General features: G+C 57.0%; 10 protein-coding genes, 2 tRNA genes and 3 rRNA genes. 7 read left to right on the top strand and 8 right to left on the bottom strand.

The features are described 5' to 3' along the window. Positions 1–50: 50 nt before the first annotated feature. The 7 genes from rrf to RGV33_RS03360 all read right to left on the bottom strand — a co-directional run bounded on the left by rrf (position 51) and on the right by RGV33_RS03360 (position 8,871). Positions 51–166, bottom strand: a 5S ribosomal RNA gene (rrf, locus tag RGV33_RS03390). 173 nt (positions 167–339) lie between these two features. Continuing rightward, positions 340–3,233: ribosomal RNA gene (locus RGV33_RS03385) — 23S ribosomal RNA — on the bottom strand. 249 nt (positions 3,234–3,482) lie between these two features. Continuing rightward, positions 3,483–3,558 (bottom strand) — tRNA-Ala (locus tag RGV33_RS03380). 30 nt (positions 3,559–3,588) lie between these two features. Further along, positions 3,589–3,665, bottom strand: a tRNA-Ile gene (locus RGV33_RS03375). Between the two features lie 163 nt (positions 3,666–3,828). Then, positions 3,829–5,365, bottom strand: a 16S ribosomal RNA gene (locus RGV33_RS03370). Together the 16S, 23S and 5S rRNA genes with 2 tRNA genes alongside form the textbook arrangement of a ribosomal RNA operon. 623 nt (positions 5,366–5,988) lie before the next feature. After that, positions 5,989–7,482 carry a CoA-acylating methylmalonate-semialdehyde dehydrogenase gene (locus RGV33_RS03365; RefSeq protein WP_322143108.1) on the bottom strand — a complete coding sequence of 498 codons (1,494 nt, stop codon included), beginning with the start codon at positions 7,480–7,482 and terminating at the stop codon, positions 5,989–5,991. 39 nt (positions 7,483–7,521) lie between these two features. Continuing rightward, positions 7,522–8,871 (bottom strand): aspartate aminotransferase family protein, encoded by a 1,350-nt coding sequence (locus RGV33_RS03360; RefSeq protein WP_088424674.1) that lies wholly within the window; start codon positions 8,869–8,871, stop codon positions 7,522–7,524. A gap of 127 nt (positions 8,872–8,998) precedes the next feature. Between RGV33_RS03360 and RGV33_RS03355 the strand changes: the two genes are divergently transcribed. The 4 genes from RGV33_RS03355 to RGV33_RS03340 all read left to right on the top strand — a co-directional run bounded on the left by RGV33_RS03355 (position 8,999) and on the right by RGV33_RS03340 (position 12,743). Beyond that, positions 8,999–9,919: a LysR family transcriptional regulator gene (locus tag RGV33_RS03355; RefSeq protein ID WP_010174131.1), complete on the top strand. Its 921-nt coding sequence runs from the start codon at positions 8,999–9,001 to the stop codon at positions 9,917–9,919. Between the two features lie 88 nt (positions 9,920–10,007). Continuing rightward, on the top strand, positions 10,008–11,402 hold the full coding sequence (locus RGV33_RS03350) for a nucleobase:cation symporter-2 family protein (RefSeq protein WP_322143107.1): 1,395 nt from the start codon (positions 10,008–10,010) through the stop codon (positions 11,400–11,402). Between the two features lie 87 nt (positions 11,403–11,489). Continuing rightward, positions 11,490–12,149 carry a TetR/AcrR family transcriptional regulator gene (locus RGV33_RS03345; RefSeq protein ID WP_003211175.1) on the top strand — a complete coding sequence of 220 codons (660 nt, stop codon included), beginning with the start codon at positions 11,490–11,492 and terminating at the stop codon, positions 12,147–12,149. 12 nt (positions 12,150–12,161) lie between these two features. Beyond that, positions 12,162–12,743, top strand: coding sequence for a YigZ family protein (locus RGV33_RS03340; RefSeq protein WP_322143106.1), 582 nt, complete (start codon positions 12,162–12,164; stop codon positions 12,741–12,743). A 302-nt stretch (positions 12,744–13,045) separates the two neighbouring features. Here RGV33_RS03340 and RGV33_RS03335 read toward each other — a convergent pair whose 3' ends face one another. Beyond that, positions 13,046–13,438 (bottom strand): hypothetical protein, encoded by a 393-nt coding sequence (locus RGV33_RS03335; protein ID WP_322143105.1) that lies wholly within the window; start codon positions 13,436–13,438, stop codon positions 13,046–13,048. 83 nt (positions 13,439–13,521) lie between these two features. Here RGV33_RS03335 and RGV33_RS03330 point away from each other — a divergent pair, with 83 nt between their 5' ends. The 3 genes from RGV33_RS03330 to RGV33_RS03320 all read left to right on the top strand — a co-directional run bounded on the left by RGV33_RS03330 (position 13,522) and on the right by RGV33_RS03320 (position 16,089). Next, on the top strand, positions 13,522–13,872 hold the full coding sequence (locus tag RGV33_RS03330; protein WP_322143104.1) for a MerR family transcriptional regulator: 351 nt from the start codon (positions 13,522–13,524) through the stop codon (positions 13,870–13,872). Positions 13,873–13,898: 26 nt separating this feature from the next. Further along, the gene (locus tag RGV33_RS03325; protein ID WP_322143103.1) at positions 13,899–14,585 is read left to right on the top strand and encodes an SDR family oxidoreductase; all 687 of its coding nucleotides are present in this window, start codon (positions 13,899–13,901) and stop codon (positions 14,583–14,585) included. A 145-nt stretch (positions 14,586–14,730) separates the two neighbouring features. After that, positions 14,731–16,089, top strand: a complete 1,359-nt coding sequence (locus RGV33_RS03320) for an 8-oxoguanine deaminase (protein WP_322143102.1) — start codon at positions 14,731–14,733, stop codon at positions 16,087–16,089. Positions 16,090–16,183: the final 94 nt, after the last annotated feature.

The raw sequence follows: 16,183 nt of genomic DNA, 5'->3' as shown, positions 1-16,183 counted from the left end.
CAAAAACAAAACCCCTGATTGCGTTAGCAATCAGGGGTTCTGGAATTTAATCTTGACGATGACCTACTCTCACATGGGGAAACCCCACACTACCATCGGCGATGCATCGTTTCACTGCTGAGTTCGGGATGGGATCAGGTGGTTCCAATGCTCTATGGTCGTCAAGAAATTCGGGTACCGAGTCGTGGCCAGCTGGCCTCGCTTCAGCAAATTGGGTATGTGATAGCTTTCGGTGTTTTGTAAGATCTCGAACTTTCGGTTCGTTTCGTCTTCACACACCGCAATCTGATGCTTCTGCTTGTTTCCAAGTCAGGAGTAGTCAAATTGCTTGGGTGTTATATGGTCAAGCCTCACGGGCAATTAGTATTGGTTAGCTCAACGCCTCACAGCGCTTACACACCCAACCTATCAACGTCGTAGTCTTCGACGGCCCTTCAGGGAACTCAAGGTTCCAGTGAGATCTCATCTTGAGGCTAGTTTCCCGCTTAGATGCTTTCAGCGGTTATCTATTCCGAACATAGCTACCCGGCAATGCCACTGGCGTGACAACCGGAACACCAGAGGTTCGTCCACTCCGGTCCTCTCGTACTAGGAGCAGCCCCTCTCAAATCTCAAACGTCCACGGCAGATAGGGACCGAACTGTCTCACGACGTTCTAAACCCAGCTCGCGTACCACTTTAAATGGCGAACAGCCATACCCTTGGGACCGGCTTCAGCCCCAGGATGTGATGAGCCGACATCGAGGTGCCAAACACCGCCGTCGATATGAACTCTTGGGCGGTATCAGCCTGTTATCCCCGGAGTACCTTTTATCCGTTGAGCGATGGCCCTTCCATACAGAACCACCGGATCACTAAGACCTACTTTCGTACCTGCTCGACGTGTCTGTCTCGCAGTCAAGCGCGCTTTTGCCTTTATACTCTACGACCGATTTCCGACCGGTCTGAGCGCACCTTCGTACTCCTCCGTTACTCTTTAGGAGGAGACCGCCCCAGTCAAACTACCCACCATACACTGTCCTCGATCCGGATAACGGACCTGAGTTAGAACCTCAAAGTTGCCAGGGTGGTATTTCAAGGTTGGCTCCACGCGAACTGGCGTCCACGCTTCAAAGCCTCCCACCTATCCTACACAAGCAAATTCAAAGTCCAGTGCAAAGCTATAGTAAAGGTTCACGGGGTCTTTCCGTCTAGCCGCGGATACACTGCATCTTCACAGCGATTTCAATTTCACTGAGTCTCGGGTGGAGACAGCGCCGCCATCGTTACGCCATTCGTGCAGGTCGGAACTTACCCGACAAGGAATTTCGCTACCTTAGGACCGTTATAGTTACGGCCGCCGTTTACCGGGGCTTCGATCAAGAGCTTCGCGTTAGCTAACCCCATCAATTAACCTTCCGGCACCGGGCAGGCGTCACACCCTATACGTCCACTTTCGTGTTTGCAGAGTGCTGTGTTTTTAATAAACAGTCGCAGCGGCCTGGTATCTTCGACCGGCATGAGCTTACGGAGCAAGTCCTTCACCCTCACCGGCGCACCTTCTCCCGAAGTTACGGTGCCATTTTGCCTAGTTCCTTCACCCGAGTTCTCTCAAGCGCCTTGGTATTCTCTACCCAACCACCTGTGTCGGTTTGGGGTACGGTTCCTGGTTACCTGAAGCTTAGAAGCTTTTCTTGGAAGCATGGCATCAACCACTTCGTTAACTAAAAGTTAACTCGTCATCAGCTCTCGGCCTTAGAATCCCGGATTTACCTAAGATTCCAGCCTACCACCTTAAACTTGGACAACCAACGCCAAGCTGGCCTAGCCTTCTCCGTCCCTCCATCGCAATAACCAGAAGTACAGGAATATTAACCTGTTTTCCATCGACTACGCTTTTCAGCCTCGCCTTAGGGACCGACTAACCCTGCGTCGATTAACGTTGCGCAGGAAACCTTGGTCTTTCGGCGTGGGTGTTTTTCACACCCATTATCGTTACTCATGTCAGCATTCGCACTTCTGATACCTCCAGCAAGCTTCTCAACTCACCTTCACAGGCTTACAGAACGCTCCTCTACCGCATCATCCGAAGATGATACCCGTAGCTTCGGTGTATGGTTTGAGCCCCGTTACATCTTCCGCGCAGGCCGACTCGACTAGTGAGCTATTACGCTTTCTTTAAAGGGTGGCTGCTTCTAAGCCAACCTCCTAGCTGTCTAAGCCTTCCCACATCGTTTCCCACTTAACCATAACTTTGGGACCTTAGCTGACGGTCTGGGTTGTTTCCCTTTTCACGACGGACGTTAGCACCCGCCGTGTGTCTCCCATGCTCGGCACTTGTAGGTATTCGGAGTTTGCATCGGTTTGGTAAGTCGGGATGACCCCCTAGCCGAAACAGTGCTCTACCCCCTACAGTGATACATGAGGCGCTACCTAAATAGCTTTCGAGGAGAACCAGCTATCTCCGAGCTTGATTAGCCTTTCACTCCGATCCACAGGTCATCCGCTAACTTTTCAACGGTAGTCGGTTCGGTCCTCCAGTTAGTGTTACCCAACCTTCAACCTGCCCATGGATAGATCGCCCGGTTTCGGGTCTATTCCCAGCGACTAGACGCCCTATTAAGACTCGCTTTCGCTACGCCTCCCCTATTCGGTTAAGCTCGCCACTGAAAATAAGTCGCTGACCCATTATACAAAAGGTACGCAGTCACCCAACAAAGTGGGCTCCCACTGCTTGTACGCATACGGTTTCAGGATCTATTTCACTCCCCTCTCCGGGGTTCTTTTCGCCTTTCCCTCACGGTACTAGTTCACTATCGGTCAGTCAGTAGTATTTAGCCTTGGAGGATGGTCCCCCCATATTCAGACAAAGTTTCTCGTGCTCCGTCCTACTCGATTTCATGACTAAGAGATTTTCGCGTACAGGGCTATCACCCACTATGGCCGCACTTTCCAGAGCGTTCCGCTAATCTCAAAGCCACTTAAGGGCTAGTCCCCGTTCGCTCGCCACTACTAAGGGAATCTCGGTTGATTTCTTTTCCTCAGGGTACTTAGATGTTTCAGTTCCCCTGGTTCGCTCCATACACCTATGTATTCAGTGTAAGGTAACCATCTTATGATGGCTGGGTTCCCCCATTCAGACATCTCCGGATCAAAGTCTGTTTGCCGACTCCCCGAAGCTTTTCGCAGGCTACCACGTCTTTCATCGCCTCTGACTGCCAAGGCATCCACCGTATGCGCTTCTTCACTTGACCATATAACCCCAAGCAATCTGGTTATACTGTGAAGACGACATTCGCCGAAAATTCGATAATACTCAATTAAGAGCAACTCACAAATTTTACCTTAGCCTGATCCGTTACCAGTGAAAGTAACGTCCAGTCTATCTTTCTATCACATACCCAAATTTTTAAAGAACGATCTAATCAAAGACTAGAAATCAACATTCACCATCCTAACGATGGAATGCTCATTTCTAAGCTTTACGTGACAGAAGCAGTTAGTGGTGGAGCCAAACGGGATCGAACCGTTGACCTCCTGCGTGCAAGGCAGGCGCTCTCCCAGCTGAGCTATGGCCCCGTATTTCTACAGGCGTTTCCCACACAAAATTGGTGGGTCTGGGCAGATTCGAACTGCCGACCTCACCCTTATCAGGGGTGCGCTCTAACCAACTGAGCTACAGACCCAATTTCGAGCTATAAGGCCGACCTCACCCTGCTCTTTACCACAAAGCATGGGGTGCGCTCTAACCAACCAAGCTACAACCTGATTAAGGCTGCTTCTTTATCGTCTTCTTCAATGAATCAAGCAATTCGTGTGGGTGCTTATGGAGCAGCTGATGTCGTCGATTAAGGAGGTGATCCAGCCGCAGGTTCCCCTACGGCTACCTTGTTACGACTTCACCCCAGTCATGAATCACACCGTGGTAACCGTCCTCCCGAAGGTTAGACTAGCTACTTCTGGTGCAACCCACTCCCATGGTGTGACGGGCGGTGTGTACAAGGCCCGGGAACGTATTCACCGCGACATTCTGATTCGCGATTACTAGCGATTCCGACTTCACGCAGTCGAGTTGCAGACTGCGATCCGGACTACGATCGGTTTTCTGGGATTAGCTCCACCTCGCGGCTTGGCAACCCTCTGTACCGACCATTGTAGCACGTGTGTAGCCCAGGCCGTAAGGGCCATGATGACTTGACGTCATCCCCACCTTCCTCCGGTTTGTCACCGGCAGTCTCCTTAGAGTGCCCACCATTACGTGCTGGTAACTAAGGACAAGGGTTGCGCTCGTTACGGGACTTAACCCAACATCTCACGACACGAGCTGACGACAGCCATGCAGCACCTGTCTCAATGTTCCCGAAGGCACCAATCTATCTCTAGAAAGTTCATTGGATGTCAAGGCCTGGTAAGGTTCTTCGCGTTGCTTCGAATTAAACCACATGCTCCACCGCTTGTGCGGGCCCCCGTCAATTCATTTGAGTTTTAACCTTGCGGCCGTACTCCCCAGGCGGTCAACTTAATGCGTTAGCTGCGCCACTAAGAGCTCAAGGCTCCCAACGGCTAGTTGACATCGTTTACGGCGTGGACTACCAGGGTATCTAATCCTGTTTGCTCCCCACGCTTTCGCACCTCAGTGTCAGTATCAGTCCAGGTGGTCGCCTTCGCCACTGGTGTTCCTTCCTATATCTACGCATTTCACCGCTACACAGGAAATTCCACCACCCTCTACCATACTCTAGCTCGTCAGTTTTGAATGCAGTTCCCAGGTTGAGCCCGGGGATTTCACATCCAACTTAACGAACCACCTACGCGCGCTTTACGCCCAGTAATTCCGATTAACGCTTGCACCCTCTGTATTACCGCGGCTGCTGGCACAGAGTTAGCCGGTGCTTATTCTGTCGGTAACGTCAAAACAGCAAAGTATTAATTTACTGCCCTTCCTCCCAACTTAAAGTGCTTTACAATCCGAAGACCTTCTTCACACACGCGGCATGGCTGGATCAGGCTTTCGCCCATTGTCCAATATTCCCCACTGCTGCCTCCCGTAGGAGTCTGGACCGTGTCTCAGTTCCAGTGTGACTGATCATCCTCTCAGACCAGTTACGGATCGTCGCCTTGGTGAGCCATTACCCCACCAACTAGCTAATCCGACCTAGGCTCATCTGATAGCGCAAGGCCCGAAGGTCCCCTGCTTTCTCCCGTAGGACGTATGCGGTATTAGCGTCCGTTTCCGAACGTTATCCCCCACTACCAGGCAGATTCCTAGGCATTACTCACCCGTCCGCCGCTCTCAAGAGAAGCAAGCTTCTCTCTACCGCTCGACTTGCATGTGTTAGGCCTGCCGCCAGCGTTCAATCTGAGCCATGATCAAACTCTTCAGTTCAAACATCTTTGGGTTTTTAAGAAACCCTAAACTTGGCTCAGCAATCGTTGGTTACATCTTTGATTTCTCGCGGAGTAACTTGTGATGCTGATAATCTTGTTGACTATCAGTCTGACTCCACAAGCACCCACACGAATTGCTTGATTCAGTTGTTAAAGAGCGGTTGGTTAAGATCTTTCGTCTCAACCGAGGCGCGCATTCTACAGCAGCCTCATTTGCTGTCAAGTGATTATTTTCAGAAGCTTTCGAAGAATTCTTCAACAACTTCAACCACTTGCGCTTCCGATCTCTCGTTAGCGGGAGGCGAATTCTACAGCGTTACACGCTGCTGTCAACACCTCTTTTTCTCCGCTTTCGACCGAGAAGATCGAAACGTTAATAGAGCCAAACAACACTGCCCTACCAACTCCTTCTGGGCTTCGATGATCTGAAGCAGCTCGCTGTCGAAACCTACATAACTCTTTGTTTACCAAGGAGTTTTCCGTTTCGACTGCGCCGGAAGTGGGGCGAATTATAGGCTTTCAGAATCTGCCGTCAACGCCTTTTTTCATATTTCTGTCATATCAGTCAAAAAGCCCCAAAAACGCGAAAGCCGGCCCCAAGGGGCCGGCTTTCTGCCTTACTTACAAACTAGGAAAGGCAAACTGCGACGCTTCATGGCTGGCCCGTTGTGGCCAGCGCTGGGTAATCGCCTTGCGACGCGTGTAGAAACGCACCCCATCCGGCCCATAAGCGTGCAAGTCGCCAAACAGCGAACGCTTCCAGCCACCAAAGCTGTGATACGCCACCGGCACCGGCAGCGGCACGTTGACGCCGACCATGCCTACTTCAATCTCGTCACAGAACAACCGCGCCGCTTCACCGTCCCGGGTGAAGATACAGGTACCGTTGCCGTACTCGTGATCGTTGATCAACTGCATGGCCGCTTCCAGGCTATTCACCCGAACCACGCACAGCACCGGCCCGAAGATCTCTTCTTTATAGATGCGCATCTCAGGCGTCACGCGATCAAACAGGCAGCCACCCAGGAAGAAGCCCTCTTCGTGACCGGCAACACTCAAGCCACGACCATCGACCACCAGCTCGGCCCCCGAAGAAACACCGTCTTCTATATAGCCACTGACCTTGTCCCGCGCCTGGCCGGAAACCAACGGCCCCATGTCCAGCCCACAGGACGTGCCCGCACCAATCTTCAGCGCCTTGATCTGCGGCACCAGCTTGGCGATCAACGCATCCGCCACTTGGTCGCCGACACACACCGCAACAGAGATCGCCATGCAGCGCTCACCGCACGAGCCATACGCCGCGCCCATCAAGGCACTGACCGCATTATCCAGATCCGCATCCGGCATCAGCACCGCATGGTTCTTCGCCCCACCCAACGCCTGTACACGCTTGCCGCGCTTGGTGGCTTCGCAATAGATGTACTCGGCAATCGGCGTCGAACCCACAAAGCTCAACGCCTTGACTTCAGGCGCTTCGATCAGCGCATCCACCGCGCTCTTGTCGCCATGCACCACACTCATCACGCCTTTGGGGAGACCGGCTTCCAGCAGCAGCTGTGCGATCAGCAGCGTAGAGCTTGGGTCACGCTCCGACGGTTTGAGGATGAAGCAGTTACCGCAGACGATAGCCAGCGGATACATCCACAACGGCACCATGGCCGGAAAGTTGAATGGCGTAATACCGGCCACCACACCCAGCGGTTGGAAATCAGACCAGGCATCAATGTTCGGGCCGACGTTACGGCTGTATTCACCCTTGAGGATTTCCGGCGCCGAACACGCGTACTCGACGTTCTCGATCCCGCGCTTCAGCTCGCCGGCAGCATCTTCAAGCGTCTTGCCATGCTCTTCGCTGATCAGTTGGGCAATGCGCGCTTCGTTCTGCTCCAGCAGTACCTTGAAACGGAACATCACCTGGGCACGCTTGGCCGGCGGCGTGTTGCGCCATGCCGGGAATGCCGCCTTGGCCGAGTCGATGGCGCTTTGAATCGTTTCACGGCTGGCCAACGGTACTTGGTGAATCACCTGGCCAGTCGACGGGTTGTACACGTCGGCCGTGCGACCGTTCTCGGTCACCAGTTGGCCGTTGATCAAATGCTGGATGAGGCTCATGCAGGGCTCCTGAAAAGTTGTTCTATATAGAAGGAGAAATCAGTCGATCTTGTTCAGCACTTCGCCGACCGCATCGAACAAGCGATCCAGGTCCTGCGGCTTGCTGTTGAAGGTTGGCCCGAACTGCAGAGTGTCGCCGCCAAAGCGCACGTAGAAGCCGGCTTTCCACAGGGCCATACCTGCTTCGAACGGACGCACAATCGCATCACCATCACGTGGGGCGATCTGGATCGCACCGGCCAGGCCATAGTTACGAATATCGATCACGTTCTTGCTGCCCTTCAAGCCATGCAGCGCGTTCTCGAAATGCGGTGCGACTTCGGCCACGCTCTGCACCAGGTTTTCCTTCTGCAGCAGGTCAAGTGCCGCCAGGCCCGCCGCGCAGGCCACCGGGTGAGCCGAGTAGGTGTAGCCGTGTGGGAATTCCACTGCGTACTCAGGCGTCGCCTGGTTCATGAACGTCTGATAAATCTCGGTACTGGCAATCACCGCGCCCATCGGGATCGCGCCGTTAGTGACTTGCTTGGCAATGCACATCAGGTCCGGAGTCACACCGAAGCTGTCGGCGCCAAACATCGAGCCGGTACGACCGAAGCCGGTGATCACTTCGTCGAACACCAACAGAATGTTGTGCTGATCGCAGATCTCACGCAGGCGCTTCAGGTAACCCTGCGGCGGCACCAGCACGCCAGCGGAACCCGCCATCGGTTCAACAAACACTGCAGCGATGTTCGACGCATCGTGCAACTCGATCAGCTTGAGCAGCTCATCCGCCAGGGCAATACCGCCCAGCTCCGGCATGCCACGGGAGAACGCATTGCTCGCCAACAAGGTGTGAGGCAGATGGTCAACATCCATCAGGCCCTGGCCAAACAGCTTACGGTTACCGTTCACACCGCCCAGGCTGGTACCGGCGATGTTCACACCGTGATAACCACGGGCACGGCCGATCATTTTGGTCTTGGTGGCCTGGCCCTTCAGGCGCCAGTACGCACGCACCATTTTCACCGCGGTATCGGCGCACTCGGAGCCGGAGTCGGTGAAGAACACGTGGTTCAGGTTGCCCGGGGTCAGGTCAGTAATCTTTTCTGCCAGCTGGAACGACAAAGGATGACCGTATTGGAAGCCTGGCGAGTAGTCCAACGTGCCCAATTGCTTGGCGACCGCCTCCTGGATTTCCTTGCGGGTGTGCCCGGCGCCGCAGGTCCACAGACCCGACAGCGAGTCATACACCTTGCGCCCCTTGTCATCGGTCAACCAGCTGCCTTCGGCCGCCACGATCAGGCGCGGGTCACGGTGGAAGTTACGGTTGGCGGTGTACGGCATCCAGTGCGCGTCCAGCTTCAATTGGCTGGCCAGGGTGGACGGAGCGTTTTCGGGCATGTTCATCAGCAAAACCTCGCAAGGCAAAAGGCAGCGTAGGGATTTGAAAAAGCGTTGTTGCAGCTAAATTGCCACGGGGATAAAGTCGGTGAAATCCAACTCTTCTAACCTTCAGTCAGGCCTACACTAAACTATGAGCAGCCGTCGACCCGACCCACTGGCCCAAGTCAGCGACTTCGATATCCGCCTGTTGCGCATCTTTCGCAGCGTGGTGGAATGCGGCGGCTTCTCGGCGGCGGAAACCGTACTGGGCATTGGTCGCTCGGCCATCAGCCAGCAGATGAGTGACCTGGAGCAGCGCCTTGGCCTGCGCCTGTGCCAACGCGGGCGGGCGGGGTTTTCCCTGACCGAGGAAGGACGCGAGGTGTATCAGTCGGCGCTGCAGTTACTCAGCGCCCTGGAAAGTTTTCGCACCGAGGTCAACGGCCTGCACCAACACCTGCGCGGTGAGCTGATCATTGGCCTCACCGACAACCTCGTCACCCTGCCCCACATGCGTATTACCCACGCCTTGGCACAGTTGAAGGAGCGCGGCCCGGACGTACAAATCCAGATCCGCATGATCGCCCCCAATGAAGTCGAACAAGGCGTGCTCGATGGCCGCCTCCATGTGGGTGTAGTCCCGCAGGCCAGCGCCTTGTCGGGCCTTGAGTACCAGCCGCTGTACAGCGAGCGCTCGCTGCTCTATTGCGCCGTCGGCCATCCGCTGTTTTATGCCGACGACAAACAACTGGACGACGAGCGCATCAACAGCCAGGACGCCATCGCCCCCACCTTCCGCCTGCCCGCCGATATTCAGGCGCATTACCAGGCACTCAACTGCACCGCCAGCGCTTCGGACCGCGAAGGCATGGCCTTCCTGATCCTGACCGGCCGCTACATCGGCTACCTGCCCGACCACTACGCCAGCCTGTGGGTACAACAAGGCCGACTGCGTGCGCTGAAACCGGCCACACGTTTTTACGATTTAAGCCTCGCTTCGGTCACGCGCAAGGGCCGTCGCCCTCATTTGGTGCTGGAAAGCTTCCTCGAGAGTCTGGCCGCAACGCGCTAGCGCGGGCCTCACATAAAAACCTGAGCAACTGGACAGCTTTTTGCAAGGCAAGGGAATCTCGAACCATCAGCCATGAGTTCCCAACGCCATGCCGCCAGAATCCTCCAGCCCCAGCGACCTGATCTACGGCCTCAACGACCGCCCTAAACCACTGCCCGCATTGCTTGCTGCGTTGCAGCATGTATTGGCCGCCTTTGTCGGCATCATCACCCCGCCATTGATCATCGGCTCCACCCTGGGCCTGACCGCTTACCTGCCCTACCTGATCAGCATGGCATTGATGGTTTCGGGTGTAGGCACCTTCATCCAGGCGCGCAGGCCGTTTGGGATTGGCGCCGGGATGATCTGCCTGCAAGGCACCAGCTTTGCGTTCCTCGGCGCGGTATTGTCGGCGGGGTTTCTGGTCAAGCAACGCGGCGGCAGCCCGGAAGACATTCTGGCGATGATTTTCGGCATTTGCTTCTTCGGCGCTGCGGTGCAGGTCGTGTTGAGCCGTTTCATCGGCCAGCTCAAAAGGGTGATCACACCGCTGGTGACCGGCATCGTCATCACCTTGATTGGCATCAGCCTGATCAAAGTCGGCATCACTGACCTGGGCGGCGGCTTCAACGCCCCGGACTTTGGCGCCCCGACCAACCTGGCACTCGGTGTGTTCGTGGTACTGACGATCATCCTGCTCAACCGCTCGAACACCCCGTGGGTACGTCTATCCGCCATCATCATTGGCCTGGCATTGGGCAGCCTCGCCGCCTGGTTCAGCGGCAAACTCGTCCCCCAAGCCCTGCCCGACTTGCCATTGATCAGCCTGCCTACGCCGTTCCACTTCGGTTTCAACTTTGACTGGAGCGCGTTCCTGCCAGTAGCGCTGATTTATCTGATCAGCACTATTGAAACCGTCGGCGACCTCACCGCCAATTGCATGATCGCCCGCCAGCCCATCAGTGGCCCGTCCTATATAAGCCGGCTCAAGGGCGGCGTGCTGGGAGACGGCATCAGTTGCATGATCGCCGCCACCTTCAGCGCCTTTCCCAACACCACCTTTGCCCAGAACAACGGCGTGATCCAACTGACCGGCGTCGCCAGCCGGTATGTCGGCCTGTACATCGGCGTAGTGCTGTTTTGCCTCGGACTGTTTCCGTTGATTGGTGCGGTGCTGCAACAAATTCCCAAACCGGTACTGGGCGGCGCAACCCTGGTGATGTTCGGCAGCGTAGCCGCCGCCGGCGTGCGCATCCTCGCCCAGGCCCCGCTGGACCGACGCAGCATGCTGATCATCGCCACCTCGTTTGGCGTCGGCCTCGGGATCGCCGCCCAGCCGAACCTGCTGCACTTGATGCCAACGCTGGTGCAGAACCTGTTCGACTCCGCCATCACCAGCGGCGGCCTGACCGCCATTGTGTTGTGCCTGTTGCTGCCTGAACCCAAGGCCACCGCGGATGCCGCAAACCGGGCCCCGGAAAGCGACACTCTGGAACCACTTTGAGGGTTTTATCGTATCGGGACTTGTCTGGGGCTTGAGGGTGGGTTATCTGTGCACACGTCGTATTCATCGATCTGCACGGAAACCTCCATGAGCCTCGAAGTTCCTGCCCACAGCAACCACGCCGGAAAACCTGCAAGCCGCATTCGGCAAAAGAACGAACAAGCGATTTTGCAGGCCGCCGAAGACGAGTTCGCCCGTCATGGCTACAAAGGCACCAGCATGAACACCATCGCGGCGAGTGCCGGGTTGCCGAAAGCCAACTTGCATTACTACTTCACCAACAAGCTGGGCCTGTACATTGCCGTACTCAGCAACATCCTCGAACTGTGGGACAGCACCTTCAACACCCTGACCGCCGAGGATGACCCGGCCGCAGCGCTGACCCGCTATATCCGCACCAAGATGGAATTTTCCCGGCGCCAGCCGCAAGCCTCGCGGATCTTCGCGATGGAAATCATCAGCGGCGGTGAATGCCTGACCGAATATTTCAGCCAGGACTACCGCGCCTGGTTCAGCGGCCGTGCGGCGGTGTTCCAGGCCTGGATCGACGCCGGCAAAATGGACCCCATCGACCCCGTACACCTGATCTTTTTACTGTGGGGCAGCACCCAGCATTACGCTGACTTCGCCACACAGATCTGCCGCGTGACCGGCCGCACCAAGCTGACCAAGCAGGACATGGAAGACGCCGGCACCAACCTTATCCACATCATTCTCAAAGGCTGTGGCATCAAGCCCGCCCTCTAAACGAAGTTACCCATGCCTTTCACGCTTACCGGCCTTTGCGAGTTTCGCGAAGAAATTCGCAAAAGCCGCTTCATTACCCTCGCCGCCCCCATCGCCAGCCCCCAGGACGCCCAGGCCTTTATTGACCAGCACAGCGACCTGAACGCCACGCACAACTGCTGGGCCTGGAAACTTGGCGATCAATACCGCAGCAATGATGACGGCGAGCCCGGCGGCACGGCCGGGCGACCGATCCTGGCCGCGATCGAAGCGCAGGATTGCGATCAGGTCGTGGTGCTGGTGATCCGCTGGTACGGTGGCATTCAACTGGGCACCGGCGGCCTGGCCCGCGCTTATGGCGGCGGCGCCAACAAATGCCTGCAAGCTGCCGAACGCGTCGAGCTGATCAAACGCGTGCCGCTGAGTTGCTCCTGTGGTTTTGCCGAGTTGCAGTTGGTGAAACTGCGAGTGGCCGAACTGGGCGGATTGGTGATGGAAGAAACCTTCACCGCCAATGGCGTCGACCTGCAACTGGCCCTCGGCGAAGCCTGTATCGACACCCTGCAAACCCAGCTCGCGGACCTGAGCCGCGGGCGTATCCTGCTGCAGCGTTGAAACTGCCCACATCTACTGTGCACCTGCCTGTGGATAACCTGAGCACACTCGCCTGTAACCCTTCTGTCACAAGGGTTCGAGGCGGTTGTTCAGTTTTTGTTCAGCTCGCCACACAAAAGTATTGATCCAGCTCAAAAACAGTCAGTCAGGCGGGTTATGTCCTTTAGAACAAAGGGCCACAGCGCTTATACCCACCGATTGCGCTTGCGCACAATTACTGTGGAGCAACCTGTGGATAACCCGTGCAAGAGTGAGCCGGCGGCAGAGCCCGCAACGCCCGGGCGCAACTGAACGTTTTTTGATCAACTAGCTGCCCGGCGCACCGGCATCAACTGCGCCACCGCCCACAGCACCTCAAACACCACCACAATCACCAATACCGTACTGGCGCCGTGGGCCAGCGCGTAAATCTGCCAGGTGGCAAACAGCACTCGGCCGGCGGCGTCATAGCGACCAAAGATCGCTTGAGGATCGCGGATTCGCAGCACCGACCACACACAAACGATCGAGCCCATCAGGTTGGCCATCAACATATGCACAGGTGCGAACGACGGCAGTTCGCCGGGCAGATTCAACGCCACCAAGGCGTTATGCAGCAGAACAAAGGTCCAGGGGGTGACCAGCGCCGCGGTGACGATCAAATCGTACCAACCGCTGGCCCGAACCAGTTGACGGTATTGGTGTGCAGTCCACATGGCAGCAAGCTCCTTCAATTCAAGAAGCCAGCAACGTAAAGCCTGGAGTATGCTCCAAGGTCAAGCCCCTTCGAGCCCTCTGCATGCGTATCGGCGAATTAGCCCAGGCCAGCCAAGTCAGCCGCGACACCCTGCGCTTCTACGAGCAGCGCGGGTTGATTGCCGCGCAACGCAGTGCCAACGGTTACCGCGACTACCCCGACGACATGGTGCAGTTGGTGCTGTACATCAAGACCGCCCAGCGCCTGGGCTTCAGCCTGGGTGAAATTGGCAACAGCGTCGGCGCATTATGGCAAGCGCCAGACCCCGACACCGCCGTCACTCAACTGTTGCAAGACAAGCTCAACCTGATCGAAACCCGCATCGCCGAACTCGATCAACTGCGCCAGGAGTTGCAGCAAAGGCTCGGCCAGCGTTGTCCACTGAACCCGTGAACCTCCATCGTCAAAGGAAGCCATTCATGTCCACTTCAAAAACCGCACTGATTATCGGCGCCTCCCGGGGCTTGGGCCTTGGCCTGGCCAAGCAACTGCTGGCGGACGGCTGGGAGGTGACCGCCACCGTGCGCGACCCACAAAAGGCCGATGCCTTGAAGGCCCTGGGCCCGGTGCAGATCGAAAAGCTCGACATGGATGACCAACAGGCCGTGATCGCCCTGAGCCAGCGGCTCAAGGAAAAAACCTTCGACCTGCTGTTCGTCAACGCCGGCGTCAAAGGCCCCGCCAACCAGGAACCCGGCCACGCCACGCTGGCTGAAGTCGGCCAACTGTTTTTCACCAACGCTGTGGCGCCCATCAATTTGGCCCAGCGTTTTGTCGGGCAGATCCGCCCGGACACCGGCGTGCTGGCCTTCATGAGCTCGATCCTGGGCAGCGTCACCATCCCCGACGGCTCGGACCTGGCCTTGTACAAAGCCAGCAAGGCCGCCCTCAACTCCATGACCAACAGTTTCGTCACTCAACTGGGCGACCAGAAACTGACCGTGCTGTCGTTGCACCCGGGCTGGGTAAAAACCGACATGGGCGGCGAAAACGCGCAAATCGACGTGCCCACCAGCGTCCGCGGCTTGGTCGACCAAGTGAATGCCTACAGTGGTAAGGGCGGCCATCACTTTGTGGACTACAAGGGCGAGACCATCGCCTGGTAAAAAACCGCGATCGTTATCGGCCGATTGCCGTCGATAACGATCCACCCGTACACTGCGCACCTCGCCCTCCCCGGCGACCCTGGATCAGCAGACAGGGCAACACTGAGCTGGCAAACCTGAACCCATCATTCAGAGGAGCCGGCCAATGCCTGCGACCCGTATCTGGTTAAAAAACCCCCTCGCGATTTTCACCGCCAATGGCCTCGACGCCCGTGGTGGCCTGGTGCTGCAAGACGGTGTGATCACCGAAGTGCTGGGCTGGGGCCGAGAACCTGCCGTGCCCTGCGCAAATATTTTCGATGCGCGCCAGCATGTGGTGCTTCCGGGGCTGATCAACACCCACCATCACTTCTATCAAACCCTGACCCGCGCCTGGGCACCGGTGGTTAACCAGCCGTTATTCCCGTGGCTCAAGACCCTGTACCCGGTCTGGGCACGACTGACCCCGGAAAAACTCGCCCTCGCGTCTAAAGTCGCCCTCGCGGAATTGCTGCTCTCAGGCTGCACCACCGCAGCGGACCACCACTACCTGTTCCCGGAAGGCCTTGAAAACGCGATCGACATACAAGTCGACAGCGTGCGCGAACTGGGCATGCGCGCCATGCTAACCCGCGGCTCCATGAGCCTGGGCGAGGCCGACGGCGGGCTGCCACCGCAGCAAACCGTGCAACAAGGCGAAGTAATTCTGGAAGACAGCCGCCGCCTGATCCGCCAGTACCACGAGCGCGGCGACGGCGCGCAAATCCAGATCGCCCTGGCGCCGTGCTCACCGTTTTCCGTGACCCCGGAAATCATGGAAGCCAGCGCCGAACTGGCCAACCACCTCGACGTGCGCCTGCATACCCATCTGGCAGAAACCCTCGACGAAGAAGACTTCTGCCTGCAACGCTTCGGCCTGCGCACCGTGGATTACCTCGACAGCGTCGGCTGGCTCGGCCCGCGCACGTGGCTGGCCCATGGCATTCACTTCAACCCGGAAGAAATCACACGCCTCGGCGCCGCCGGCACCGGAGTCTGCCATTGCCCGAGTTCCAACATGCGCCTGGCTTCCGGGATATGCCCAACGCTGGACCTGCTCGCTGCCGGCGCACCGATTGGCCTGGGCGTGGACGGTTCGGCGTCCAATGATGCCTCGAACATGATCCTGGAAACGCGCCAGGCCCTGTACATCCAGCGCCTGCGGTACGGGGCAGAGAAGATCACCCCGGAACGGGTGCTGGGTTGGGCTACCAAAGGTTCGGCGCAGTTACTGGGCCGCAGCGATATCGGCGAACTGGCCGTAGGTAAACAGGCCGACCTGGCGCTGTTCAAGCTTGATGAGCTGCGCTTCTCCGGCAGCCACGATCCGATCTCGGCACTGCTGCTGTGCGGCGCCGACCGGGCCGACCGGGTAATGGTCGGCGGCAAATGGCGGGTGATCGACGGGCAGGTCGAAGGCCTGGATCTGAAAGGCTTGATCGCCGATCACAGCCAGGCGGCACGTGCGCTGATAAGCGGGATTTAAGCCAAGCCCAGATCAAATGTGGGAGCCGGGCTTGCCCGCGATGCAGGCGCCTCGGTCTTTCAGTCGCGCCGAGGTGATGCTATCGCAGGCAAGC

Source organism: Pseudomonas sp. Bout1 (assembly GCF_034314165.1).
Taxonomy (GTDB): Bacteria; Pseudomonadota; Gammaproteobacteria; order Pseudomonadales; family Pseudomonadaceae; genus Aquipseudomonas.
Note: the sequence above shows the minus strand (reverse complement) of the source record. Positions and strands in the feature narration are given on the sequence as shown.

What these genes read in the sequence shown, in the direction of transcription:
- RGV33_RS03365 (WP_322143108.1), bottom strand. Translation starts at nt 7,482, where the DNA reads ATGAGCCTCATCCAGCATTTGATCAACGGCCAACTGGTGACCGAGAAC.
- RGV33_RS03360 (WP_088424674.1), bottom strand. Translation starts at nt 8,871, where the DNA reads ATGAACATGCCCGAAAACGCTCCGTCCACCCTGGCCAGCCAATTGAAG.
- RGV33_RS03355 (WP_010174131.1), top strand. Translation starts at nt 8,999, where the DNA reads ATGAGCAGCCGTCGACCCGACCCACTGGCCCAAGTCAGCGACTTCGAT.
- RGV33_RS03350 (WP_322143107.1), top strand. Translation starts at nt 10,008, where the DNA reads ATGCCGCCAGAATCCTCCAGCCCCAGCGACCTGATCTACGGCCTCAAC.
- RGV33_RS03345 (WP_003211175.1), top strand. Translation starts at nt 11,490, where the DNA reads ATGAGCCTCGAAGTTCCTGCCCACAGCAACCACGCCGGAAAACCTGCA.
- RGV33_RS03340 (WP_322143106.1), top strand. Translation starts at nt 12,162, where the DNA reads ATGCCTTTCACGCTTACCGGCCTTTGCGAGTTTCGCGAAGAAATTCGC.
- RGV33_RS03335 (WP_322143105.1), bottom strand. Translation starts at nt 13,438, where the DNA reads ATGTGGACTGCACACCAATACCGTCAACTGGTTCGGGCCAGCGGTTGG.
- RGV33_RS03330 (WP_322143104.1), top strand. Translation starts at nt 13,522, where the DNA reads ATGCGTATCGGCGAATTAGCCCAGGCCAGCCAAGTCAGCCGCGACACC.
- RGV33_RS03325 (WP_322143103.1), top strand. Translation starts at nt 13,899, where the DNA reads ATGTCCACTTCAAAAACCGCACTGATTATCGGCGCCTCCCGGGGCTTG.
- RGV33_RS03320 (WP_322143102.1), top strand. Translation starts at nt 14,731, where the DNA reads ATGCCTGCGACCCGTATCTGGTTAAAAAACCCCCTCGCGATTTTCACC.